The sequence below is a fragment of the Flavobacterium swingsii genome (assembly GCF_900111965.1).
Lineage (GTDB): Bacteria > Bacteroidota > Bacteroidia > Flavobacteriales > Flavobacteriaceae > Flavobacterium > Flavobacterium swingsii.
On the sequence record NZ_FOJT01000002.1, the window covers coordinates 262,603 to 286,892 of the forward strand.

The window sequence follows — 24,290 nt, forward strand, 5'->3', positions numbered from 1 at the left end:
ACAATTAAACGTAAATTAAATCTTATCTCCTAAACCTATTCCTAACAATAATATCTTTCAATTTAGCTTTCAGGTCTTCGCCAGAATCATAAACCATTTGGTCGTTACTAGGAAAAGCAACGGCACGTTTATTAAAATAAGGCATATAACTGTCATCGCAAGCATTTTTGTCACCGTTATAAGTCGAATAAATATTTTCGAAAACAAATTCACTACTTATAGGAAAAGCTTCAATAAGTTGGTTGGTTCTAAAATCGATATAATCAACTTTTGCAGTTACTTGGCAAGATTTAAACTGTCTGAATTCATAAATATCAACACGAATAGTTTTAAAATTATCAACCATAATAGTATGACCCAAACTGTCTTTTACCACATTTCCTTGCGAATTCAATAATGCTTTTACACCATCTTTTATCTGTTTTTCCTTAATAAATTCCTTCTCCTTTATTTGCTCTGGCGAAATATTTATTTGACGGAAATTTACAATCAATCCGTAATCGTAACTGATTCCTTTTTGTTTGTTGCTATGATAAACCGTCCATTTGTCGTTTAGTCCAAAAGTGCTAAAATCTAACAAATCGCTTTGCAAACGAACAGGAATAACCATATTGGTTTCGTTTTTGGTATAAACACTCACAAAATCAGTACCTTTTTGTTGTGCCTGATTCATTAATTTTGTTACATCTTTATAACCAGGATTTATGCTTTCTAAATAACCCAAATCGTCATAAGATTTTCTAAAATCCATTTTGTTATTAGATTTCAAAAGTTTCACAGCATTATCGTATAAGTATTTCGATAAGGCATTTTTGCTGTTTATAATTTGGTCCGAATAATTATCGAAAGGAAAATAAGCATTTCTTCCTTCTTTCAATAATTGCAATGGTAGCAACGGACGAATGCGCTCCTGACGGTTATTCAACTGCAAATAATCGTTATATATTTTCTCTAAATTTGCAGGATTAGCATCTTTAGCAAGCATGTCTATATTGCGCAAATCACGATCTTTAGCTTTGGCAAAAGCCTCCTCGAGCAAGTACACATAATCTTGTTTTCCTTTCGCATCTTTTTTAGTTCGCAAGGCTTCCACAGCACGATTTATGGCGTTATCATAATCACCATCACTCAGTAAAGACTGCGTTTTTTTAACACCACAAGAATAAATTAAAAGTAATATCGATAAGAGTAAAGTAATTTTTCGCATGATTTCTAATTTTTACAAATATATTTTTTTAGGAGCTATTTCCTGCTATCCGTTTCAATCTTTTTTTCGGTAAAAACCTCAAAAAAGGATTTCCACTACTATCAGGGCTAGGGCATTCCAATATTTTTGCAAACCAAACAGTAAAAACTGAAACCAATTTTCTATTTTTGCAAAACACAACACAACAACAAATGTACAAACTCATTATTCGCCCTATACTTTTCTGGTTTGATCCCGAAAAAGTGCATTATTTTACCTTCTCATTAATAAGAACAGTATCTAAAATTCCAGGATTTACATCAATATTCAAATCCTTGTACGAAGTAAACGACAAACGATTAGAAAGAGAAGTTTTCGGACTAAAATTCAAAAATCCAGTAGGACTCGCAGCTGGTTTCGACAAAGATGCCAAGCTTTATAAAGAATTATCCAATTTTGGTTTCGGTTTTATCGAAATAGGAACACTAACTCCAAAAGGACAAGAAGGAAATCCTAAAAAACGATTGTTTCGTTTGCAAGAAGATTCAGCAATCATCAACCGAATGGGTTTCAATAACGGCGGCGTTCTCGAAGCAGTCGAAAGACTAAAGAAAAACAGCGGAGTACTAATAGGAGGGAACATTGGTAAAAACAAACTCACGCCAAACGAAAATGCCACTTCCGATTACGAAATATGTTTCGATGCTTTATATGATTATGTCGATTATTTTGTAGTAAATGTAAGTTCGCCTAACACACCAAATCTTCGTGAACTACAGGAAAAAGAGCCATTAACACAATTGTTAAACACGCTTCAAACAAAAAACATTCAAAGATATAACACTGAGCTTGTCACCCTGAGCGAAGTCGAAGGGCGAAGTGCAAAACCTATTCTACTAAAAATCGCTCCGGATTTAACAAACGAACAATTATTAGATATTATCGATATTGTAAAAACCACAAAAATTGCAGGAGTAATTGCAACCAATACCACCATTTCTCGTGAAGGTTTACAATCGGTTAATAAAATAGAAATGGGTGGATTATCAGGAAAACCACTCACCAATCGCTCTACCGAAGTGATTCGTTTCCTTTCCGAAAAAAGCAACAAAGCCTTCCCAATAATAGGAGTAGGAGGAATACATTCTGTGCAAGATGCCATCGAAAAACTAGAAGCAGGAGCAAGCCTAATTCAACTTTATACAGGTTTTATTTACGAAGGACCAGCATTAGTAAAAGCAATTAATAAAGCAGTTCTTAAAAAAAGTTTGTAACTTTACCACTTTGCCTTTTTAAATGAGCCAACCAATAAAAATTATCGAATGTCCTCGTGATGCCATGCAAGGTATCAAGGCGTTTATACCTACCGAGAAAAAAGTTGCCTATATTCAATCGCTTTTGCGAGTAGGTTTTGATACTATCGATTTTGGGAGTTTCGTTTCGGCAAAAGCCATTCCACAAATGCAAGACACGGTAGAAGTTTTAGCACAACTTGATTTGTCACAAACCCAAAGTAAATTATTGGCTATTATTGCCAACACACAAGGTGCTGAAAACGCTTCTATTCACAAAGAAATTCAATATTTAGGATTTCCGTTTTCTATTTCGGAGAATTTCCAAATGCGAAATACCCACAAAACTATTGCAGAATCTCTGGTTACCTTACAAGAAATTTTAAACATTGCCGACAGAACAAATAAAGAAGTCGTAACCTATATTTCTATGGGATTTGGTAACCCTTATGGAGATCCTTGGAATGTTGAAATTGTAGGAGAATGGACAGAGAAACTCGCCAATATGGGCGTAAAAATTCTTTCCCTTTCGGATACTGTAGGTTCATCAACACCAGAAGTGATTCGTTATTTATTCTCCAATTTAATACCAAAATACCCAAATATCGAGTTCGGTGCTCATCTGCATACCACACCAGACAAGTGGCATGAGAAAATAGACGCCGCTTACAAAGCAGGTTGTCGTCGTTATGATGGAGCGATTCAGGGATTTGGTGGTTGTCCTATGGCAAAAGACGATTTGACAGGAAATATGCCTACGGAGAAAATGTTATCTTATTTTACCACACAAAAAGAAAATACAAATACCAGTCCAATGAGTTTCGAAAGTGCCTATAACGAAGCATCAAAAATATTCAATTTATATCATTAGCATTTTTAGGAGCTATTCCAGCTATCCACTATATCTTTTTGTATCGCCGAAAAGGCTCTCAAAAAGGATATCGTTCCTATCTGGGCTAGGGCAAATCGGTAAAGACAAATAAACGAATAACCAAATTACCGAATAAACAAAAAAATCACTATATTTGCACGCAATTTAACTACAACTACAAATTGCACATGAAAGCACACAATTCTAAAATCATCGGAGAAGGACTAACTTACGATGACGTATTACTTATCCCAAGTTATTCAGAGATATTGCCACGCGAAGTAAGTATCAAAACACATTTTTCAAGAAATATTACTCTAAACACACCAGTTGTTTCCGCAGCGATGGACACTGTTACCGAAAGTGCTATGGCAATAGCAATGGCACAAGAAGGCGGAATAGGAGTTTTGCATAAAAACATGACTATCGAGCAACAAGCAGCCGAAGTACGCAAAGTAAAACGTGCCGAATCAGGTATGATAATCGATCCAGTTACTTTACCATTATCAGCAACCGTAGCAGATGCCAAACAAGTAATGCGCGAATACGGTATTGGTGGAATTCCAATTGTAGATGAAAATCAAACACTAAAAGGAATCGTAACCAATCGTGATTTACGTTTCGAAAAAAATAATAATAGACTGATAACCGAAGTAATGACTTCGCAAAATTTGGTTACAGCAGCTGTAGGAACTTCATTGCAAGAAGCAGAAATTATTTTACAAGGACACAAAATCGAAAAATTATTGGTAGTAGATCCAAACAATAAATTAGTAGGTTTAATCACTTTTAGAGATATTACAAAACTGACTCAAAAACCAAACGCTAACAAAGACAAGTTTGGTCGTTTGCGTGTTGCCGCAGCACTTGGTGTTACTGCCGATGCGGTTGAAAGAGCTGAAGCACTTGTAAAAGCAGGTGTCGATGCAGTAATTATTGACACAGCCCACGGACATACAAAAGGAGTAGTAGATGTTTTGAAACAAGTAAAAGCAAAATTCCCTGATTTAGATGTAGTAGTAGGAAATATTGCTACGCCAGAAGCCGCCTTATATTTAGCACAAAATGGTGCTGATGCTGTCAAAGTAGGTATCGGACCAGGTTCTATATGTACCACAAGAGTCGTTGCAGGAGTAGGATTTCCTCAATTTTCTGCAGTATTAGAAGTCGCAGCAGCACTAAAAGGATCTGGAGTTCCAGTAATTGCCGATGGTGGAATTCGTTATACAGGTGATATTCCTAAGGCTATTGCAGCTGGAGCAGATTGTGTGATGTTGGGTTCACTTTTAGCAGGAACTAAAGAATCTCCAGGAGAAACCATCATTTTTGAAGGAAGAAAATTCAAATCTTATCGAGGAATGGGCTCTGTTGAAGCCATGCAAGAAGGATCGAAAGACCGTTATTTTCAAGATGTAGAAGACGATATCAAAAAATTAGTTCCCGAAGGAATTGTAGGTCGTGTACCATACAAAGGAGAATTGAATGAAAGTATGCAACAATTTGTTGGTGGACTTCGTGCAGGAATGGGTTATTGTGGTTCTAAAGACATTGCAACGTTGCAAGAAACTGGACGTTTTGTGAGAATTACAACTAGCGGAATAGGAGAGAGTCACCCACATAATGTGACTATCACTAAGGAAGCACCTAATTATTCGAGGTAATTAAAAACAATCCAAATCATGCAACTCGTATTCGCTTCAAACAACAAAAATAAAATACAAGAAATACAAAGTATGCTCCCAGAAAGCATCAAAATACTAAGCCTTTCTGATATTGGCTGTCACGAGGATATTCCCGAAACAGCCAATACCATCGAAGGAAACGCTATTCTAAAAGCGAATTATGTAACTCAAAAATATGGTTACGATTGTTTTGCTGACGATACAGGGTTAGAAGTTGAAATACTAAATGGCGAACCAGGTGTTTTCTCCGCTCGTTATGCTGGCGAACAACGTAATGACAATGATAATATGGATAAGTTGTTAATTGAATTAGACAATAAAACCAATAGAAACGCCCAATTCAAAACCGTTATTTGTTTAAATATTAATAACGAACAACATCTATTTACAGGAATTGCTAAAGGAGAAATCACTAAAGAGAAGCTTGGGAATCAAGGTTTTGGCTACGATCCCATCTTTCAGCCTGAAGGTTATCAACATACGTTTGCTCAAATTTCGCTCGAAGAAAAAGCAAATATTAGCCATCGTGGCAAAGCTACAAGACAACTTATTGCTTTCTTTAAAAAGTAACTTATTGATTTTCAATTGTTAATAAATTTTTAATTCTCGATTTAACATTAGTTTATCTCGTTTATTCGATGTACTTTTGCACCGAATTTAAAAATAAATAATGAACAAATTTGAACAATTAGGATTGACAGAATCGCTACTACGTGCGATTATCGATCTAGGATTTGAGAATCCGACCGAAGTACAAGAGAAAGCGATTCCGATGCTATTGGAAAAAGACATTGATTTAGTTGCGTTGGCTCAGACAGGGACAGGGAAAACGGCAGCTTTTGGTTTTCCAGTCATTCAAAAAATTGATGCCAACAATAGAAATACACAGGCGTTAATTTTATCACCTACTCGCGAACTATGTTTGCAGATTACAAACGAACTTAAAAACTACTCAAAATACGAAAAAGGTATTAATGTAGTGGCAGTTTATGGTGGTGCAAGTATCACAGAACAAGCAAGAGACATCAAAAGAGGAGCGCAAATTATTGTGGCAACTCCAGGAAGAATGCAAGACATGATTAACAGAAGATTAGTTGACATTTCTCAAATAAACTACTGTATTCTTGACGAGGCTGACGAAATGTTAAACATGGGTTTCTACGAAGACATCGTAAACATCTTATCTACAACTCCAGACGAGAAAAACACTTGGTTGTTTTCTGCAACAATGCCTGCTGAGGTAGCTAGAATTGGAAAACAATTCATGACCGATCCAATAGAAATTACTGTAGGAGCTAAAAACTCAGGTTCTGCAACAGTTTCTCACGAATTTTACCTAGTAAATGCACGTGATCGTTACGAAGCTTTGAAACGTTTAGCCGATGCTAATCCAGACATTTTTTCTGTAGTTTTTTGTAGAACAAAACGTGATACACAAGCTGTGGCTGAAAAATTAGTCGAAGATGGTTATAGTGCTGCTGCTTTGCACGGAGATTTATCTCAAGCGCAACGTGATGGTGTTATGAAAGCTTTCCGTGGTAGACAAATCCAAATGCTTGTAGCGACTGATGTTGCTGCTCGTGGAATCGATGTTGATAATATTACACACGTTGTAAATTACCAATTGCCAGACGAAATAGAAACCTATAACCACCGTTCTGGTCGTACCGGACGTGCAGGAAAACTAGGAACTTCTATTGTTATTGTAACTAAAAGTGAAATTCGCAAAATTTCTTCTATCGAAAGAATTATCAAACAAAAGTTTGAAGAAAAAACAATTCCTTCAGGAATCGAAATCTGCGAAATCCAATTATTACACTTAGCAAACAAAATTAAAGATACTGAAGTTGATCACGAAATTGACAACTATTTACCAGCTATTAATAGCGTTTTAGAAGATTTATCTAAAGAAGAGCTAATTAAGAAAATGGTATCGGTAGAATTTAATCGTTTTATTGCTTACTACAAGAAAAACAGAGATATTTCTAATCAATCTTCAGGTTCAGACAGACGTGAGCGTGATGATAGAGATGGTGCTCCAAGAGAGAATAACAACAATGGCGCAACGCGTTATTTTGTAAACATTGGTTCTAGAGACGATTTCGATTGGATGCAATTGAAAGATTTCTTAAAAGAAACATTAGACTTAGGTCGTGATGATGTATTTAAAGTAGATGTAAAAGAAGGTTTCTCTTTCTTTAATACCGATGCAGAACATACTGATAAAGTAATGGAAGTTCTTAACGGATTCGACCTTAACGGAAGAAGAATAAACGTTGAAATCTCTAAAAATGACGGTGGTTCAAGCTCTGGACGTCGTGATCACAACGGAAGAAGTTCTGGTGGTGGTTTCGGTGGCGGAAGAAGTTCTGGCGGAGGAGGTTTTAGAGGAGAAAGAAGTTCAGCGCCAAGATCTGGTGGTGGTGCTTTTGGACCAAGAAGCGAATCAAGAAGTTCGGCTCCAAGAGAAGGCGGATTTAGTAGAGGATCAGCTCCAAGAGAAGGTGGTTTTGGAAGAAGTTCAGAAAGAAGCGAGTCTTCAGACAGAGCGCCAAGAAACGAAAGACGTTCATCAGGATCAGGTTTTACACCACGTCCTTCTGAATCAAGTTCTGAAAGACCTAAAAGACCAAGAAGAAGCTAAATAATAGTCTTTGACTTAATAGTAAAGCCTTGAAAATTAATTTTTTCAAGGCTTTTTTTATTAAAATGAGTTCAAATTGTCTCGTCAGATTTACGGTGGTTACGTAAATTTACCACAAAAGATTATAAGTACAAGAGAAAATTTTATGCGTCTGGAATTTCGGGCTCGACCAACTTAGTCAATTTTTCTAAAGATTCTTGCCAACCTAAATAACACATTTCTACAGGTATAACAGATGGGATTCCTTCCTGCAAAATTTTTAATTCGGTACCTCCAATAACTTTACGCAACCAAACGGACGTAATCATTTCACCGGGAAGATTTGGGTCATCAAATTGATCTGTATACTTTAAAAATTCATTAGGTTTAATTTCGATATATTTCCCACCAAATGAGTGACCATTGCCAGTTGAGAAATTATGAAATGACATTTTATAAGTCCCCCCCATCTTTACAGTTATTTCATGTACAGTACAAAGAAAACCATATGGAGGTATCCAAGAAGCAAGCGCATTAGCCTCAGTAAATGCACGGTAAATTTTTTCAGGAGAAGATTTAAGAACTCTGTGTAACGATACGCTGCTATTATTTGACATAAAATACATTGGTGTAAATCCCTACTCGTCTGGCTTTTGGGTTCCGCCCGTTTTTTTTAATGGTCGCTGCTCCATAACGTATAAAGTTAATAAATTTCGATTAAACATTCAAATATCATTTCTGATTTAATTAACAATTATAGTTAATTTTCTTATAATTATAATATAAATTGAAAATATCTCAACATGAATAATTACATTAGCCCAACAAATTTTTAGCATGAGAAATTTTACCATTTTATTTATATTTTTTATTTCATTTTCGGCAATTTCGCAAGAAACGATTATTTCCGGTACCGTCATAAACGACAATACTATGTTGCCTTTGTGGAATATTAATGTCGTAAATATAAACCTAGTAAAAGGTGCTGTGACTGATGCAAAAGGGAATTTCAAGATTCCAGCCAATGTAAATGATGTGTTATTGGTTTCGAGTTTGGGTTTTCAATCTATCGAAATAAAAGTGACAAATGATTGGATAAAAAGTAATGCAAACCGAATTCACCTTACCGAAAAAGCCTATGCGCTCGAGGAAGTTGTAATTCCTCCATACGATTTAACAGGTTATCTCGAAGTCGATTCGAAACTCATTCCTGAAAAAGAAAATTATTGGTACAATATTTCGGGACTAACAAGTCGATATGAAGCTGGCGAGAGTTCCCCAAAAGCTTTTGGTCGGGTTATGAATTCCTTATTTAATCCAGCCGATATGCTTTATAATTTCTTTGGAAAAAAGCCGAAAGAACTTAGAAGACTTAAGGAATTAAAAAAAGATGAAAATCTAAGAAATTTGCTTCAAACAAAGTACGATCACCAAACTATTTACTTACTTTTAGGTATCGATAAAAAGGAACTTGCCGATATTTTGCAACGTTGCAGTTATTCTGAAGCATTTGTACAAACGGCAAATGATTTGCAAATTTTAGATGCTATAAACGGCTGTTATGAGGAATATAAAGTTTTGAAAAAATAGTTTTCTTCATTCAAACATAAAACATAGTAATGGAATATTTAGGCTATTTTGCTTCTATACTTGTAGGAATTTCATTAGGATTAATAGGTGGTGGCGGGTCTATACTTACCATACCTATTTTAGTTTATTTATTTAAAATAAATCCAGAGAATGCGACCAGTTATTCATTATTTATAGTCGGAATAACTGCATTAATAGGTTCTTATAAGCATTATTTGTTAGGGAATTTAAAACTAAAAACAGCTTTGTATTTTACCTTTCCATCAGTAATATCATTATTATTCGTTAGAGAAATAGTGTTGCCTAATATTCCAAATCATTTATTTTTTATCAATAATTTTGAGTTCACAAAAAATTCACTCATCATGCTTGTTTTTGCAATATTGATGATTTTTGCCTCAGTTTCGATGATAAAAAGGTCAAATGCTGATAAAAAAATGCAAGAAATAAGTTTTATTCAATTATCACTTATTGGATTAATTGTTGGTTTTGTAATAGGATTTTTAGGAGCTGGTGGTGGTTTTCTTATTATTCCGGCATTAATATTTTTTGCTGGTTTAGAAATGAAACAAGCTATAGGAACTTCCTTATTTATCATTTTTATCAATTCGATTATAGGATTTGGTGGAGATGTCATAAACGGAATTCAACTGGACTATAAATTACTATTTATCATCTCATCAATAGCAATTTTTGGAATGTTTATAGGAACTCATTTATCAAAAAAAATAGATGGTTCGAAACTAAAACCAGCTTTTGGTTGGTTTGTATTGATCATGGGAATTTATATTATATCGAAAGAATTTTTTTTATAAACTTTAAATCAATAATTCTATTTTAAACAATAGATGACTTATTTTTGTCTAATAATATCAATTATAATACAATGCAAATAGAACAAATATATACAGGTTGTTTGGCGCAAGGTGCTTACTACATCACTTCAAATGGCGAAGCTGCAATTATCGATCCGTTACGTGAAATTCAACCTTATCTTGGTCGATTAGAAAGAGATAATGTAAAACTGAAATATATTTTTGAAACTCATTTTCATGCGGATTTTGTTTCAGGGCATTTAGATTTAAGCAAAAAAACGGGAGCTAAAATTGTTTATGGGCCAAACGCAAATCCTGATTTCGAATTTATTTCTGCCAATGATAATCAGGAATTTACCATAGGAAACATCAAAATAAAAGCTTTGCACACACCTGGTCACACCATGGAAAGTTCTTGTTTTTTACTTATTGATGAAAACGGAAAAGACAAAGCTATTTTCTCAGGAGATACTTTATTTATTGGAGATGTTGGTCGTCCGGATTTGGCACAAAAAGCAGCATCGATGACGCAAGATGAGTTGGCTGGAATGCTTTTTCATTCGTTAAGAACAAAAGTAATGACACTTGCTGACGATGTAACGGTTTATCCCGCACATGGTGCTGGCTCTGCTTGTGGCAAAAATATGAGTAAAGAAACTGTATCGACAATTGGAGAACAAAAACAGCTGAATTATGCACTAAGAGCCAATATGACCGAAGCCGAATTTATTACCGAAGTTACTGATGGTTTGCTACCTCCGCCTTCTTATTTTGGAATGAATGTTGCTATGAATAAATCAGGAATTCCTAGTTTTGAAAATGTATTACATAATGGTATGAAATCATTATCTGTTACTGAATTTGAAGCTATTGCTGAAGAAACGGGAGCAATAGTTTTAGATACCAGAAGCAGTGGTGATTTTGCTAAAGGACACATTCCGCAATCTATAAATATTGGTATTGCTGGCGATTTTGCTCCTTGGGTTGGAGCGCTAATTGCTAATGTAAACCAGCCAATAATCATAGTTTCAGACATTGGTAAAGAAGAAGAAACTGTAACTAGACTAAGCCGAGTAGGTTTCGATAATGTATTAGGACATTTGCAAGGCGGTTTCGAATCATGGAAAAATACAGGAAAAGAAATAGATACTGTAAACCGAATTACTGCTACTGAATTTGAAAATCAAGTAAAAATTGGCGAAAGCAAAGTTATAGATATTCGCAAAGAAACAGAATATAGCGCCGAGCATATCGAAGAAGCATTTTGCAAACCTTTGGCCGCAATAAACGATTGGGTAAAAGACATCAATCCGCAAGAACATTTCTTTATGCATTGTGCTGGCGGTTATCGTAGTATGATTGCAGCGTCGATATTGCAAGCTCGAGGTTACAGAAATTTCACCGAAATAGAAGGCGGTTACAATGCGATTGCAAAAACAAATTTACCAAAAACCGATTTTGTTTGTCAAAGTAAATTTTAAAAATAAGAACTGAAATCGAGGCTAGTTATTGTAATATCTAGCCTCAATTCTTTTAATATCCTTAATAGAGCTTTTTGCCCAAGCCAATCTTTTTTCTAGAATTTCGTCATCAGATAATTGCCAATTTACATCAGATTTACGTAATCTTTCAGTCAAATTCTGAATGATAATCGCTGCTGAAACCGAGATATTCAAACTTTCGGTAAAACCAACCATAGGAATTTTCAGAAAACCATCAGCTTGTTTGAGAATTTCTTCCGATAAACCATCTCTTTCGGTACCAAAAAACAAAGCGCTTGGTTTAGAAATATCAAAATCCTCCATCAAACAATCATTTTCGTGTGGTGTGGTCGCAATGATTTGGTAACCTTTATTTTTTAAAGTCTCTATACAATTAGAAACACTATCGAAAGTATTAATATCGACCCATTTTTGTGCGCCCATTGCAATTTCTTTATCGATGCTTTTGCCATAACGTTCCTCGATTACATTAAGTTCCTGAATTCCAAAAACCTCGCAACTGCGCATAACAGCGCTCGCATTATGCATCTGAAAAATATCTTCTACGGCAATTGTAAAATGGTTTGTTCTGTTTTCTAAGACTTTCAAAAATTTTTCTTTTCGGTTGTCTGTCAATATGTTTTCTAAAAAAGCTAAGTAATCTAAATCGACCATTTTATACTATTTGTTTTGGCAAAAATAGTGAAATTGTGTAGTTTTAGTTCCAAATAATAAAAATGAAAAAATTAGTTGTTTTAACTGGAGCCGGAATTTCTGCTGAAAGTGGTATAAAAACATTTCGTGATAGTGATGGACTTTGGGAAGCTCATAACGTTATGGATGTTGCTACGCCAGAAGGTTGGCATAAAAATCCTAAATTAGTTCTTGATTTTTACAACAAGAGAAGACAGCAACTCAAGGAAGTAGAGCCTAATGCTGGACATCAGATTCTGGCAGCATTAGAAAATAAATTTGATGTTCAAATTATAACTCAAAACGTTGATGATTTACACGAACGTGCAGGAAGTTCAAATGTTTTGCATTTGCATGGCGAATTGTTGAAAGTCAGAAGTACAAAAAAGGAAAATTATATTTTGAATTGGTCGGAAGATTTAAATCTTGGTGATTTTGATGATAAAGGAAATCAATTACGTCCACATATTGTATGGTTTGGCGAAGATGTTCCTGCTTTAGAATATGCCATAGAATTAGTGCAACAAGCGGAAGTTTTAATCATTATTGGGACATCATTGCAAGTTTATCCTGCGGCTGGATTAATAAATTTTGCCAACCCAAACATATCTGTTTATTATATTGATCCTAATCCGGCAACGATTTATGATTCGCCAAACGATATTAAAGTAGTTTCTACAACGGGTTCTAAAGGAATGGAAATTGTTAGGAAAGAGCTTGAAAAATTTCAATAAAAAAACCTAAAACCTAAAACCTAAAAACATAAAATCTGTTTATCTTTGCGCTTTTAAACAACAACACAACAAATGCAACTAACTGAATTGAATGCTGTTTCGCCAATAGATGGTCGTTATAGAAGTAAAACAAAATCACTTTCAACCTATTTTTCTGAAGAAGCCTTAATAAAATATCGAGTTCTAGTAGAAATTGAATATTTTATTGCGCTTTGCGAGGCTAATTTGCCGCAACTTTCAGGAGTGAATCCAAATATATACGAGGATTTACGAAATATTTACAAAAACTTTTCGACCGAAGATGCACTTTGGATAAAAGAAACCGAAAAAACAACGAACCACGACGTAAAAGCAGTTGAATATTTTATCAAAGAAGCTTTCGAAAAGTTAGGTTTGTCACAATATAAAGAGTTCATTCACTTCGGATTAACTTCTCAAGATATAAATAATACAGCGATTCCGCTTTCTACAAAAGAAGCGTTCGAAAAAGTTTATTTGGCATCATTAATAGGTTTGGTTTCCAAACTAAAAGAGTTAAGTGTAGAATGGGCAGCAGTGCCAATGTTAGCCAGAACCCACGGACAACCCGCTTCGCCAACACGTTTGGGAAAAGAAATTGGCGTTTTTGTAGAACGATTGGAAGAGCAAATGCGTTTGTTGTTTAACATTCCTTTTGCAGCTAAATTTGGTGGTGCTACAGGAAATTACAACGCACACCATGTTGCGTATCCAAATACCGATTGGAGAAAATTTGGTAGTAATTTTGTAGAAGATACACTAGGTTTACACCATTCTTTTCCTACAACACAAATAGAACATTACGATCATTTTGCTGCATTTTTTGATGCTTTAAAAAGAATAAATACCATTATAATCGATTTAGATAGAGATGTTTGGACGTATGTTTCGATGGAATATTTTAAGCAAAAAATAAAAGCAGGCGAAATTGGATCATCGGCAATGCCACACAAAGTAAATCCAATTGATTTTGAAAATTCGGAAGGGAATTTAGGAATTGCCAATGCTATTTTCGAACACCTTTCGGCAAAATTACCATTGTCTAGATTGCAACGCGATTTGACTGACAGTACGGTTTTAAGAAATATTGGTGTGCCCATGGGACATACTTTAATCGCTTTTGAAGCAACGCTAAAAGGTTTAAATAAATTGCTATTAAACGAACCGAAATTTTACGAAGATTTAGAGAAAAACTGGGCAGTTGTAGCAGAAGCTATTCAAACGATTTTGCGTCGCGAAGGTTATCCAAATCCTTACGAGGCCTTGAAAGGACTAACAAGAACCAACACAACGATTGATAAAAAAGCGATTCATGATTTTATTGCTACTTTAGATGTTTCTGATGCCATTAAAAATGAATTGTTAGTGATTACACCAAGTAACTTTTTGGGAATATAATTTCTGATTGAAGACAAATTAGCAAGTTAGCAGAAAATTGCTGACAAAATTGCGTTCAAAACAAACTTAAAAAAAACAAAAATAATGACCAAATATGATTTTGAATTTAACGATACTAAATTTGCTTTTCGTTTATTTATGATTTGTTTAATTACATTTATTGCACTTCTATTTATAACTCTTCAATTGAATTTAAATTTCCTTATTTTAATAACAATTTCTCTAGGAATTCCTATTCTCATATTTTGGCTTAACCGAAAAAAAATCCCTAAAAAAGGATTTGCAACAATTAGTGATTGTGAAATTGAGTTTAACCTAAATGGAGCAGAGGAAAAAATTAACTTAAATGAAATTAAAAATTATCAAATTCATATTTATAATGGCACAACTTTAAATATAAAACTTAAAAGCGGAAAAAAAATTGGAATAGTTTCAAATTCAAATTTTTGTAATCCGATGAAATTTGATGTTTTTTGTCAAGAACTTGAAAACAAAATTGAAAAGTATAAAACTGAAAATAATATTGAATTAATTAGGAAGAAATCTTTTTTTGAACAAGTTTGGTTATTTCCTTTTTTAGTCATTATAACTTCAATACTAATTATATCAGTTTTAATTGCAGTATTTAAGGGAATGGAATTAAAACCATCAATTTTTATATCTTTAGCGCCATTATCAACACTTTGGGGCGGATATTTAAGTACGAAAAATAGAATGAAAAATAAAATTTGAACATATAATTATTCAACCTTCTGCTAACAGAGGTTTCATGAAATTGGGATAAGGCTAATTTAAAAGTAATGTTTATTATGAAAACGGTATTTTTAGCCCTGATGGAAACGGCATCCTTTTGCTTTTTTCTTTAGAAAGCAAAAGATAGAGTGAACAGCAGGAAATTGCTCCTAAAAAAAATTATGATAAGAGAGATTAAATAATTAATTTCGCAACCAATTCCGAAGTTGTCGGAACGGGATTTAAAATTTAGATTTTAATATTATGGTAAAAGATTTATTCGAAAGAATTCAAAACAATAAAGGACCATTAGGAAAATGGGCTTCGCAGGCGGAAGGATATTTTGTGTTTCCAAAATTGGAAGGCGAATTGGGTCCGAGAATGCAATTTAAAGGAAAAAATATATTAAACTGGAGTTTGAATGACTATTTGGGTCTTGCAAATCATCCAGAAGTTCGAAAAGCAGATACTGATGCGGCGATACAATATGGTGCGGCTTATCCTATGGGTGCTCGTATGATGTCTGGTCACACTAAGTATCACGAGCAATTAGAAGAAGAATTGGCTGCTTTTGTAATGAAAGAATCGGCTTATTTATTGAATTTTGGTTACCAAGGAATGGTGTCAACTATTGATGCTTTAGTAACTAAAAATGATGTTATTGTATACGATGTCGATGCACACGCTTGTATTATAGATGGTGTTCGTTTGCACATGGGAAAACGTTTTACATACCGTCATAACGACGTGGAGAGTATGGAGAAAAACCTGCAACGTGCTACAAAATTAGCTACTGAAACTGGTGGTGGAATTTTGTTTATCACTGAAGGTGTTTTTGGAATGCGTGGGCAACAAGGTAAGTTGAAAGAAATTGTAGAAATGAAAAAAAGATACAATTTCCGTTTGCTAGTAGATGATGCGCATGGTTTTGGAACACTAGGAAAAACTGGTGCTGGAGCAGGTGAGGAGCAAGGAGTTCAGGATGAAATTGATGTTTATTTTTCGACTTTTGCAAAATCGATGGCAAATATTGGAGCTTTTATAGCTGCCGATAAAGATATTATCGATTACTTAAAATATAATTTACGTTCTCAAATGTTTGCTAAAGCGTTGCCAATGATTCAAACAATTGGTTCACTAAAACGTTTAGAATTATTGCGTGAATCGTCTGAAATAAAAGACAAACTTTGGGTAAATGTAAATGCGTTACAAAGCGGATTGAGAGAAAAAGGATTTAATATTGGTGATACAAACACTTGTATTACACCAGTTTATTTGGAAGGTTCTATCCCAGAAGCGATGATTATGGTAAATGATTTGAGAGAAAACTATGGTATTTTCCTTTCGATTGTGGTTTATCCTGTAATTCCTAAAGGTATGATTTTGTTAAGAATGATTCCTACAGCGTCGCACACGATTGCCGATATTGATGAAACTCTTACTGCTTTTGAAGCCATTCGTGAGAAATTAGTAAACGGAACGTATAAAGAAATTGCAGACAGAACTACGGTTGATGTTTCTTAATTAATTTTAGATTTATAAAAAAAATCCATTCATTTGAATGGATTTTTTTGTTTTATTTGCAATATTCTTTGTAGTATTCTTTGGCTTTCAAGTCGCCTAATCCTGACGCAATATTTAAATCTTGACAAGCACCCGAAAAATCTTTTTTTGCAATTCTAGCATCTGCACGATTTCGATATGCATTAAAATATTTTAAATTTAAGTCTATTGCTTTTGAATAATTATATATTGCTAAATCATATTTTTTAAGCATAAAATTTATAAAACCAATATTATTAAAAGCTAAGTAATTTTCAGGATTAATTTCTAAACTTTTAGTATAATATAATATAGATTTTTCATATTCTTTTTTCTTATCATACATTAATCCTTGAGCAAAAATTGCCATACCCCAATTTGGTTTTAATTCTAGTGCTTTTATTAAATCTTTTTCAGCATTTTCATATTTTTTAAGTTTTATATTTATTAATGCTCTGTCGTGCCAACCCCATTCAAAACTAGGTTTGGAAATAATTATTTTTGTAAAATCTTCTAATGCTCCATTCAAATCGTTTATTCTTTCTTTATATCCACCACGAGTATAATAAATAGCTAGTTCATTAGGAGATAATTTAAGAGCTAAATCTAAATCAGATATGGCTCCATTATAATCTTCTATTTCGCCTTTTAATTTTGCTCTTTTAAAATAGTTTTCTCCAGTAGGATTGATTTTGATGAAAAAAGTTTGGTCTTTAATCCGGTTTCTAACACCTTGCCATAAAGTCGAATCAATTTGGGTTGCAGTATTATTATTTAATAATTCGGTTTGTCCAAACATTAAATTGGACATTAAAAAAAGTAGAAATAATATTTTTTTCATCATAAAATATTTTACAATTCTTTCCTAAACGTTTTTCTTCTGCAAATAATTTTAGGGTCAAAATTTTTCCAAAGTAAATGTATCGCATGATTGTCCGCTAATTCTGGTGTTCGAATACAATTTTGAATTCCTTTTTTGGTAAATGTGGTGTGCATTTCTTTGAAAATAATAGCATGAACTCCTTTGTTTTGATATTCTGGATGAACACCTATTAGATAAAAAGTAACGTCTTTGCTGTTTTTTCTGGCATTTAATAAATGAAACAATCCAAAAGGGAAAAGCTTGCCTTTGGCTTTTTGTAAAGCTGTCGAAAAACTAGGCATAACAATAGCAAAAGCTACTATATTTTCATCTTTATCTTCTACAAATTTGATATATTCTGGATTGATAAACGAAATGTATTTTTTCTTGAAATATTCTTTTTGAACGTCCGAAATGGCTACAAAAGAAGACAAGTTTGCATAAGAAGTATTAAACAAATCGAACATTTTGTCTACATAAGGTAAAACGTCTTTTGTTTTTTTGAAATTTAAAGCCTTCAGGTTGTAACGTCTTTTTATAAGTTCTTGCGCTTTGTCGAAAAACTCTAATTTTACGTTCTCGAAAGGGAATTTACTTTCTATATATTCTTTTTCGACAACAAAACCCAATTGCTCAAAATGAGTCGCATAATAAGGAAAATTGTACCAAGTAATCATGGTTCCTATTTCTTCAAATCCTTCGGTAAGTACGCCCACTTTGTCCAGATTAGAAAATCCCATAGGACCTTCTATATGATCAAGATTGTTTTTTTTACCTAATTCTTGTACTTTTTCGAGCAATGCTTTGGTGACTTCAATATCATCAATAACATCGAACCAGCCAAAACGAACTTTGCTTTTTTGTTGGTCATTTACTTCGCTCCAATTTATAATTGCAGCAATTCTTCCAACGATTTTATTATCGCGATAGGCTAAATAAAAATAGGCTTCTGCGTTTTCGAAAGCAGGATTTTTGACTTTATCGAAAGTTTCAAGTTCATCGGCAATAATCGGCGGAACCCAATATTTATTATTTTTATATAGTGAAAAAGGAAACTTGATATAATGGGTAAGTTCACTCTTCGTTTTGGCTTCTTTTATAGTAATCATTACGGAGTTGGAGTTGGAGTTTCTTCTTCGAGATCGTCTAAACGTTTTTTCTTTGTTTCAGGAACTGGCTCTTCTTCTCCGTCAGGTTTATTTTTTCTAGCTTTTTTCTCAGCTTTAGCTTTTTCTTTATCTAATTCTTCTTGCGATTTAACACCTTTCGAATCTTTGTCTTTTTTCTCTTCTTTTACTTCTTTTCCGTCTTTAATTTGAATGTCTTTGTGTTTTTTGTCGAAACGCCAAGAAAAACCAATTCCTCCGTATAATAATGATGGTGTCGATTTGATGTTTTTACTAATCGAAGCATCAACTTGTATGTGGTTTTTTAGTAAATGTGTGGCGCCTATTGTAAATATTCCGTCAGAATAATAATCTCCTTTTATTGCTTTGTTTTCTACAAAAGCAGACCATTTTTCGTTAATTCCTCTCGTTAAAGTGAATATAGACCCAAAACTTGAATTATTCGACGTGATTTTATCTGCAATTATATTACTAACTAAAACCCATTTCATACCAAAATGATGTTGTGTAATAAGCATAACTTTAGGACTAATTACCGATTCGTCTGGAATGCTGTAATCGTTTTTCATTACATAATTTGCACCTACATAACCTGATATTGCAGGAATAAACTGTTTCCAACTCATTCTGTGGTTTGCTTTCCAACTGTATATATTTGGTTTTGCTGGTCCTTTTTTGAACGGATCATAAAACAAATATTTTGCACCAAAAAGAGTTTGTTTTAAACCACTTCTGCCAGTACTAAAATTTTCTGCTGAATATTTATCTAATTGAAATTGAGCTTCTAAAATAAATTCTAATTGTTCTTTTATAAATCCGCCACGAGCAGCAAAATCTAAACCGAATCCACGAGCGTCATAATTTCTTACATCATGAGATTCGTTAATGTAATAGACTCCACTTTCTACCTGATATATTTTTTTTCCAACGGCAAATGCTCCCATAGATTTTCCTGGTCTATTAGAGTTTATCTGATCGGTAAATTGACCGTAATTTGCAATTGAAGTTAATAAAACGCTTGTTATAACTATCGATTTGAGTAATTTCATAAAAAATTTATTTTCAAGAAATCAAATGTAGTAATTTTATCATTATTTTAAGAATCAAAATTCAGTTTTAAAATTTAGTTTTATTATTTTTGATAAAAAATTAGACAATGCAAGAAGCTTCTTTTAATGGTTTTTTTAAAACAATAATTTATATGATTGGGTTTTATTACCTAATCAAATTCTTGTCACGCATCTTTTTGCCAATACTTTTGCAAAAGGCTGTCAATAAAGTACAGGACAATTTCGAAAGACATCAAAACCAAAATCCTTTTAATCAGCAAAATAATCAAGATTCTCAAACTCCTAAAAAAGAATCTAAAAACTTCGAAAAAAAACCTACGAAGCAAGTTGGAGATTATATCGATTATGAGGAAGTAGAGTAGAAGTCAGATTTCAGATTAGAGTTTAAGTAGCTACATAAAAATCTAAAATCTAATATCTGAATTCTAAAATTTCATTATCTTCACGCCTTATTTTGATTCAACATCATTACTTTATGAACAAGTTACAACGATTTTACCCACATGCATTGGCTATTTTTGCTTTTGTATTAGTTTCTGTTATTTATTTTTATCCAGTTTTACAAGGCAAAAAAATCCTTCAGTCAGACATAGTACAATATACGGCTATGGCGAAGGAGCAAAATGATTTTAGAGCCGAAAATAATACCGAACCATATTGGACAAATTCTGCTTTTGGTGGTATGCCAACTTATCAGTTAGGCGCAAAATATCCTCATAATTATATCAAAAAAATTGATGAATTAATTCGGTTTTTGCCTCGTCCTGCAGATTATATGTTTTTGTATTTCTTAGGATTTTACATTTTGCTTTTGGTATTAAAAATAAATCCACTCAAAGCATTTTTTGGAGCCTTAGCCTTTGGTTTTTCTACCTATTTAGTAATTATTTTAGGAGTTGGTCACAATGCAAAAGCCCATGCGATTGCTTATATGCCAATGGTTATTGCTGGAGTTTTATTGGTCTTACAACAAAAAAAATATATACTTGGAGGTTTGCTCACATTGTTTGCCGCTGCATTAGAAATTAATGCAAATCACCCACAAATGACTTATTATCTTCTGATATTTTTATTGATAGTATTGGTTTATTTTGTGTACAAAGCCATTAAAAGCAAGGAATATAAACCACTATTGTATAGTTTTGGAACTTTTGCTATCGCAGGATTATTTGCCGTAGGAACAAATGCAACTAGTTTAATGGCTACTTCGGAATATGCTAAAGAAAGTACACGTGGAAAAAGCCAACTAACTTATAATCCTGATGGTACTAAAAACAACAATTTTGGAGGTATGACTTATGATTATATTACTGAATATAGTTATGGTATAGCCGAAAGTTTTAATCTAATTTCTCCAAGAATTTTTGGAGGTTCAAATAATGAAAATTTAGGAACTAATTCTGCCATGTACGAATATGTAGTTGCGCAAAATGTACCTGAAGATCAAGCACAGGAAATCGTAAAAGGTTTGCCTACTTATTGGGGAGATCAACCTATTGTAGCTGCTCCCGCATATATTGGTGCTGTAGTTTTCTTCTTAGCAGTAATAGCTCTTTTTTGTGATAAACGAAAAATAAAATATGTTTTTCTGGCAGGAGCAATTGTAACATTATTACTTTCTTGGGGAAAGAATTTTTCAATATTGACGGATTTCTTTATCAATTTCGTACCAATGTATGATAAGTTTAGAGCCGTTTCATCGATACAAGTGATACTCGAAATATGTATGCCAGTTCTTGCAATTATGGGATTACAGTCGTTCTTTAAACTAGATGATAAAGAAAAATGGACAAACTTATGGAAATCAGCTTCTGTAAGTATCGGAATTTTAGCTTTGTTATTCGTTTTCAAAGGAAGTTTTAGTTTTGCAGGAGGAAGCGATCGTTATTTAGCGGAATCTTATGGACCAGAATTTATTGATGCCTTAAAATTAGACAGAAAAACAATGTTTTCTGCTGATTTGTTACGTTCCTCATTTCTAATCTTAATGGCTTTTGGAGTGTTATGGTTGTCTATAAAAAATACCATTTCTCATAAAGTAGCCGTGATAGTTGTAGGAATAATAATGATTTCGGATTTGTTTTTTATTGATAAAAATTATCTAAATAATTCTAATTTTGTATCTAAGCAAGAAGTAGAGCAGCCAATTCAAGAAACCGAACTAGATGCAAGTATATTAAAAGACAAATCGTATTATCGTGTTTTCGAAGTTTCTCAAAATGTGATGAGTGATCCAAGAGCTTCTTATTTTCATAAATCAATCGGAGGTTATAGTGCAGTAAAGCCTAGAAGAATGCAAGATTTATTCGATTATCAAATTGCTAAGAATAACATGGAAGTAGTAAATATGCTAAATGTTAAATATTTAATTCAAACCAACGAAAAAGGAGAAAAAATAGCTATTCATAATACACAAGCTAACGGAAATGCTTGGTTTGTAAAGGAGGTAAAATTTGTAAATTCTGCTGATGCAGAAATGAAATCTTTGGATAAATTAGATACAAAAAATGTTGCAATTAGAAATAAAACTTCGGACGATGTATTTAATTTTAACAAAGGAAATTTTATTAAAGATGAAACTTATAAAACAGATGAAGCAACAATAAAACTAACTTCATACGAACCAAACGAGCTAAAATACATTTCAAATAATCCGAATTTAGGTTACGCAGTTTTCTCTGAAATGTATTATAAAAATGGTTGGAATGCTTATATAGATGGAAAAATAACCTATCATGATAGAGTCGATTATGCCTTACGAGGTTTGTCAATTCCTGCAGGAAAACACACTATAGAATTCAAATTTGAGCCACAAGTTATAAAAACCGGAAGTATGATTTCTTTATTAAGTTTCATCGGAATTTTACTATTATTAGGTGGCGGAATTTATTATGAAACCAAACGCAAAAAAGCTTAATTGAAAACCATATTTTACATAGCACTTGGCGGAGGACTAGGTAGTGTTTTACGCTATTTAACGACTGTTGTTATGAACAAATATGTGCAAACCGCTTTTCCTTACGCGACTTTTATAACTAATATTATTGGCTGTTTGCTCATAGGATTATTCTTTGGTTATTTAGAAAAACAAAATGCTGTTTCTCAGGATTTAAAATTGTTCTTAATCACAGGATTTTGTGGTGGTTACACTACGTTTTCTGCATTTTCTAACGAGAATGTACAATTATTGCAAAGTAATCAAATGCTAATTGCTTTTTTATATATTAGTCTAAGTGTTTTCTTAGGATTAATGGCAACTTGGGCAGGATTAACAATTGCTAAAGGATTATGAAAAAAGTCCTCATCATAACTTATTATTGGCCACCAGCTGGCGGACCAGGTGTGCAGCGTTGGCTTAAATTTGTAAAATATTTACCTGATTATAATATTCAACCGATTGTTTATATTCCAGAAAATCCGACGTATCCAATTGTAGATGAAGGTTTGGTTAGTGAAGTTTCAAACCAAGCTATTATTTTAAAAAATAAAATTGTTGAACCTTACCAATTGGCTTCTATTTTCTCAAAAAAAAGTACAAAAGGCATTAGTTCTGGTATTATTCCAAATCAGAAGAAACAAAGTTTTATTCAGAAGTTATTACTGATAGTTCGTGGTAATTTATTTATTCCCGATGCAAGAATTTTGTGGGTAAAACCATCTGTGAAATACTTAGAAAAGTATATTTCAGAAAACAATATCGATACTATAATTACTTCAGGACCACCACATAGTTTGCATTTAATTGGATTAAAATTGAAGCAAAATTTGAATGTAAAATGGTTTGCCGATTTTCGTGATCCTTGGACAACAATTGGTTACCATTCGGCATTAAAACTATCTTCTTATGCCGAAAAAAAGCATAAAAATTTAGAACGAAATGTTTTAAATACTGCCGATACCATTATTGTAACAAGTAAAACGACAAAAGCCGAATTTCAGGCAATTACATCAAAACCAATTGAAGTAATTACAAATGGTTATGATGTAGAAAATATTTCAAAACAATCATTAGATGAAAAATTTACATTAGCACATATTGGTTCCTTTTTGTCAGATAGAAATCCTATGATTTTATGGGAATCTTTGAGTGAATTAATTGCTGAAAACGAAAAATTCGCAAACCATTTTCAATTAAAACTAATTGGGAAAGTAAGCCAAGAAATTTTAGATGCAATTGATACTTTTAATCTAAATTCTTATATAAATAACCTCGGTTATGTTTCTCATAAAGAAGCAGTTGAATATCAAAAGAAATCTCAAATTTTACTGTTGATAGAAATAGATTCGCCAGAAACTAAAAGCATCATTCCAGGGAAATTATTCGAATACATGGTTTCCGAAAGACCTATAATTGCGATTGGACCTAAAGGTTCTGATTTTGCTGAAATTATCACAGAAACAAACACAGGAGTTTTCTTTACTTATGATCAAAAAGAGAGATTAAAGAATCAAATTTTATCTTATTTCGAATTGTATTTAACACAAAAACTGACGGTTTCACCAGTTGGATTGCAACAATATTCAAGAAAGAATTTGACAGAAAAACTATCAAAACTCGTACGTTAGTATTTTAA

General features: G+C 33.1%; 22 protein-coding genes. 16 read left to right on the forward strand and 6 right to left on the reverse strand.

All coding sequences use genetic code 11. The features are described from left to right. Positions 1-22 precede the first annotated feature (22 nt). The gene (locus BM053_RS04010) at positions 23-1,207 is read right to left on the reverse strand and encodes a hypothetical protein (RefSeq protein ID WP_091474281.1); all 1,185 of its coding nucleotides are present in this window, start codon (positions 1,205-1,207) and stop codon (positions 23-25) included. Positions 1,208-1,398: 191 nt separating this feature from the next. Between BM053_RS04010 and BM053_RS04015 the strand changes: the two genes are divergently transcribed. The 5 genes from BM053_RS04015 (at position 1,399) to BM053_RS04035 (ending at position 7,675) form a co-directional block, all read left to right on the forward strand. Next, entirely contained in the window at positions 1,399-2,460 is a 1,062-nt protein-coding gene (locus BM053_RS04015; protein ID WP_091474283.1) for a quinone-dependent dihydroorotate dehydrogenase, read from the forward strand. 22 nt (positions 2,461-2,482) lie between these two features. Then, a complete protein-coding gene (locus BM053_RS04020; protein ID WP_091474285.1) occupies positions 2,483-3,349 on the forward strand; it encodes a hydroxymethylglutaryl-CoA lyase in 867 nt (288 codons plus the stop codon). 188 nt (positions 3,350-3,537) lie between these two features. Further along, positions 3,538-5,010, forward strand: a complete 1,473-nt coding sequence (gene guaB, locus BM053_RS04025) for an IMP dehydrogenase (RefSeq protein ID WP_091474287.1) — start codon at positions 3,538-3,540, stop codon at positions 5,008-5,010. A gap of 18 nt (positions 5,011-5,028) precedes the next feature. Then, the gene (locus BM053_RS04030) at positions 5,029-5,601 is read left to right on the forward strand and encodes a non-canonical purine NTP diphosphatase (RefSeq protein ID WP_091474289.1); all 573 of its coding nucleotides are present in this window, start codon (positions 5,029-5,031) and stop codon (positions 5,599-5,601) included. Between the two features lie 100 nt (positions 5,602-5,701). After that, the gene (locus BM053_RS04035) at positions 5,702-7,675 is read left to right on the forward strand and encodes a DEAD/DEAH box helicase (RefSeq protein ID WP_091474290.1); all 1,974 of its coding nucleotides are present in this window, start codon (positions 5,702-5,704) and stop codon (positions 7,673-7,675) included. Between the two features lie 143 nt (positions 7,676-7,818). Here BM053_RS04035 and BM053_RS04040 read toward each other — a convergent pair whose 3' ends face one another. Then, positions 7,819-8,280 (reverse strand): SRPBCC family protein, encoded by a 462-nt coding sequence (locus BM053_RS04040; RefSeq protein WP_317040202.1) that lies wholly within the window; start codon positions 8,278-8,280, stop codon positions 7,819-7,821. Positions 8,281-8,491: 211 nt separating this feature from the next. On the opposite strand from BM053_RS04040, the gene BM053_RS04045 reads away from it, so the two are divergent. The 3 genes from BM053_RS04045 (at position 8,492) to BM053_RS04055 (ending at position 11,540) form a co-directional block, all read left to right on the forward strand. Then, positions 8,492-9,244 carry a carboxypeptidase-like regulatory domain-containing protein gene (locus BM053_RS04045; RefSeq protein ID WP_091474295.1) on the forward strand — a complete coding sequence of 251 codons (753 nt, stop codon included), beginning with the start codon at positions 8,492-8,494 and terminating at the stop codon, positions 9,242-9,244. A 29-nt stretch (positions 9,245-9,273) separates the two neighbouring features. Continuing rightward, on the forward strand, positions 9,274-10,059 hold the full coding sequence (locus BM053_RS04050; protein WP_091474297.1) for a sulfite exporter TauE/SafE family protein: 786 nt from the start codon (positions 9,274-9,276) through the stop codon (positions 10,057-10,059). Between the two features lie 71 nt (positions 10,060-10,130). After that, positions 10,131-11,540: an MBL fold metallo-hydrolase gene (locus BM053_RS04055; protein WP_091474299.1), complete on the forward strand. Its 1,410-nt coding sequence runs from the start codon at positions 10,131-10,133 to the stop codon at positions 11,538-11,540. Between the two features lie 21 nt (positions 11,541-11,561). On the opposite strand, the gene BM053_RS04060 is transcribed toward BM053_RS04055, so the two are convergent. Next, a complete protein-coding gene (locus BM053_RS04060; RefSeq protein ID WP_091474301.1) occupies positions 11,562-12,215 on the reverse strand; it encodes a TrmH family RNA methyltransferase in 654 nt (217 codons plus the stop codon). A 62-nt stretch (positions 12,216-12,277) separates the two neighbouring features. Between BM053_RS04060 and BM053_RS04065 the strand changes: the two genes are divergently transcribed. The 4 genes from BM053_RS04065 to BM053_RS04080 all read left to right on the forward strand — a co-directional run bounded on the left by BM053_RS04065 (position 12,278) and on the right by BM053_RS04080 (position 16,639). Then, the gene (locus BM053_RS04065; RefSeq protein ID WP_091474303.1) at positions 12,278-12,967 is read left to right on the forward strand and encodes an SIR2 family NAD-dependent protein deacylase; all 690 of its coding nucleotides are present in this window, start codon (positions 12,278-12,280) and stop codon (positions 12,965-12,967) included. Positions 12,968-13,039: 72 nt separating this feature from the next. Next, the gene (gene purB, locus BM053_RS04070; RefSeq protein WP_091474305.1) at positions 13,040-14,383 is read left to right on the forward strand and encodes an adenylosuccinate lyase; all 1,344 of its coding nucleotides are present in this window, start codon (positions 13,040-13,042) and stop codon (positions 14,381-14,383) included. A gap of 84 nt (positions 14,384-14,467) precedes the next feature. Continuing rightward, on the forward strand, positions 14,468-15,115 hold the full coding sequence (locus BM053_RS04075; RefSeq protein ID WP_091474306.1) for a hypothetical protein: 648 nt from the start codon (positions 14,468-14,470) through the stop codon (positions 15,113-15,115). Between the two features lie 264 nt (positions 15,116-15,379). Beyond that, complete coding sequence (locus BM053_RS04080) at positions 15,380-16,639, forward strand: cysteate-C-fatty acyltransferase (RefSeq protein WP_091474308.1); 1,260 nt, start codon at positions 15,380-15,382, stop codon at positions 16,637-16,639. A gap of 52 nt (positions 16,640-16,691) precedes the next feature. Here BM053_RS04080 and BM053_RS04085 read toward each other — a convergent pair whose 3' ends face one another. Genes BM053_RS04085 through BM053_RS04095 form a run of 3 tightly spaced genes read right to left on the reverse strand, consistent with a single transcriptional unit; the run spans position 16,692 to position 19,695 of the window. Then, the gene (locus BM053_RS04085) at positions 16,692-17,498 is read right to left on the reverse strand and encodes a tetratricopeptide repeat protein (RefSeq protein ID WP_167357284.1); all 807 of its coding nucleotides are present in this window, start codon (positions 17,496-17,498) and stop codon (positions 16,692-16,694) included. A gap of 11 nt (positions 17,499-17,509) precedes the next feature. After that, the gene (locus BM053_RS04090) at positions 17,510-18,628 is read right to left on the reverse strand and encodes a GTP cyclohydrolase (protein ID WP_091474312.1); all 1,119 of its coding nucleotides are present in this window, start codon (positions 18,626-18,628) and stop codon (positions 17,510-17,512) included. Beyond that, positions 18,628-19,695 carry a transporter gene (locus tag BM053_RS04095; protein WP_091474314.1) on the reverse strand — a complete coding sequence of 356 codons (1,068 nt, stop codon included), beginning with the start codon at positions 19,693-19,695 and terminating at the stop codon, positions 18,628-18,630. The genes BM053_RS04090 and BM053_RS04095 overlap by 1 nt, the downstream gene beginning before the upstream one ends. Before the next feature lie 107 nt (positions 19,696-19,802). Here BM053_RS04095 and BM053_RS04100 point away from each other — a divergent pair, with 107 nt between their 5' ends. The 4 genes from BM053_RS04100 to BM053_RS04115 all read left to right on the forward strand — a co-directional run bounded on the left by BM053_RS04100 (position 19,803) and on the right by BM053_RS04115 (position 24,282). Continuing rightward, positions 19,803-20,078: a DUF4834 family protein gene (locus tag BM053_RS04100; protein ID WP_091474316.1), complete on the forward strand. Its 276-nt coding sequence runs from the start codon at positions 19,803-19,805 to the stop codon at positions 20,076-20,078. Between the two features lie 113 nt (positions 20,079-20,191). After that, on the forward strand, positions 20,192-22,633 hold the full coding sequence (locus tag BM053_RS04105) for a YfhO family protein (RefSeq protein WP_091474318.1): 2,442 nt from the start codon (positions 20,192-20,194) through the stop codon (positions 22,631-22,633). Next, positions 22,634-23,008 (forward strand): fluoride efflux transporter CrcB, encoded by a 375-nt coding sequence (crcB, locus tag BM053_RS04110; protein ID WP_091474320.1) that lies wholly within the window; start codon positions 22,634-22,636, stop codon positions 23,006-23,008. Further along, the gene (locus tag BM053_RS04115) at positions 23,005-24,282 is read left to right on the forward strand and encodes a glycosyltransferase family 4 protein (protein WP_091474322.1); all 1,278 of its coding nucleotides are present in this window, start codon (positions 23,005-23,007) and stop codon (positions 24,280-24,282) included. Before crcB ends, BM053_RS04115 begins: the two co-directional genes overlap by 4 nt. Positions 24,283-24,290 lie beyond the last annotated feature (8 nt).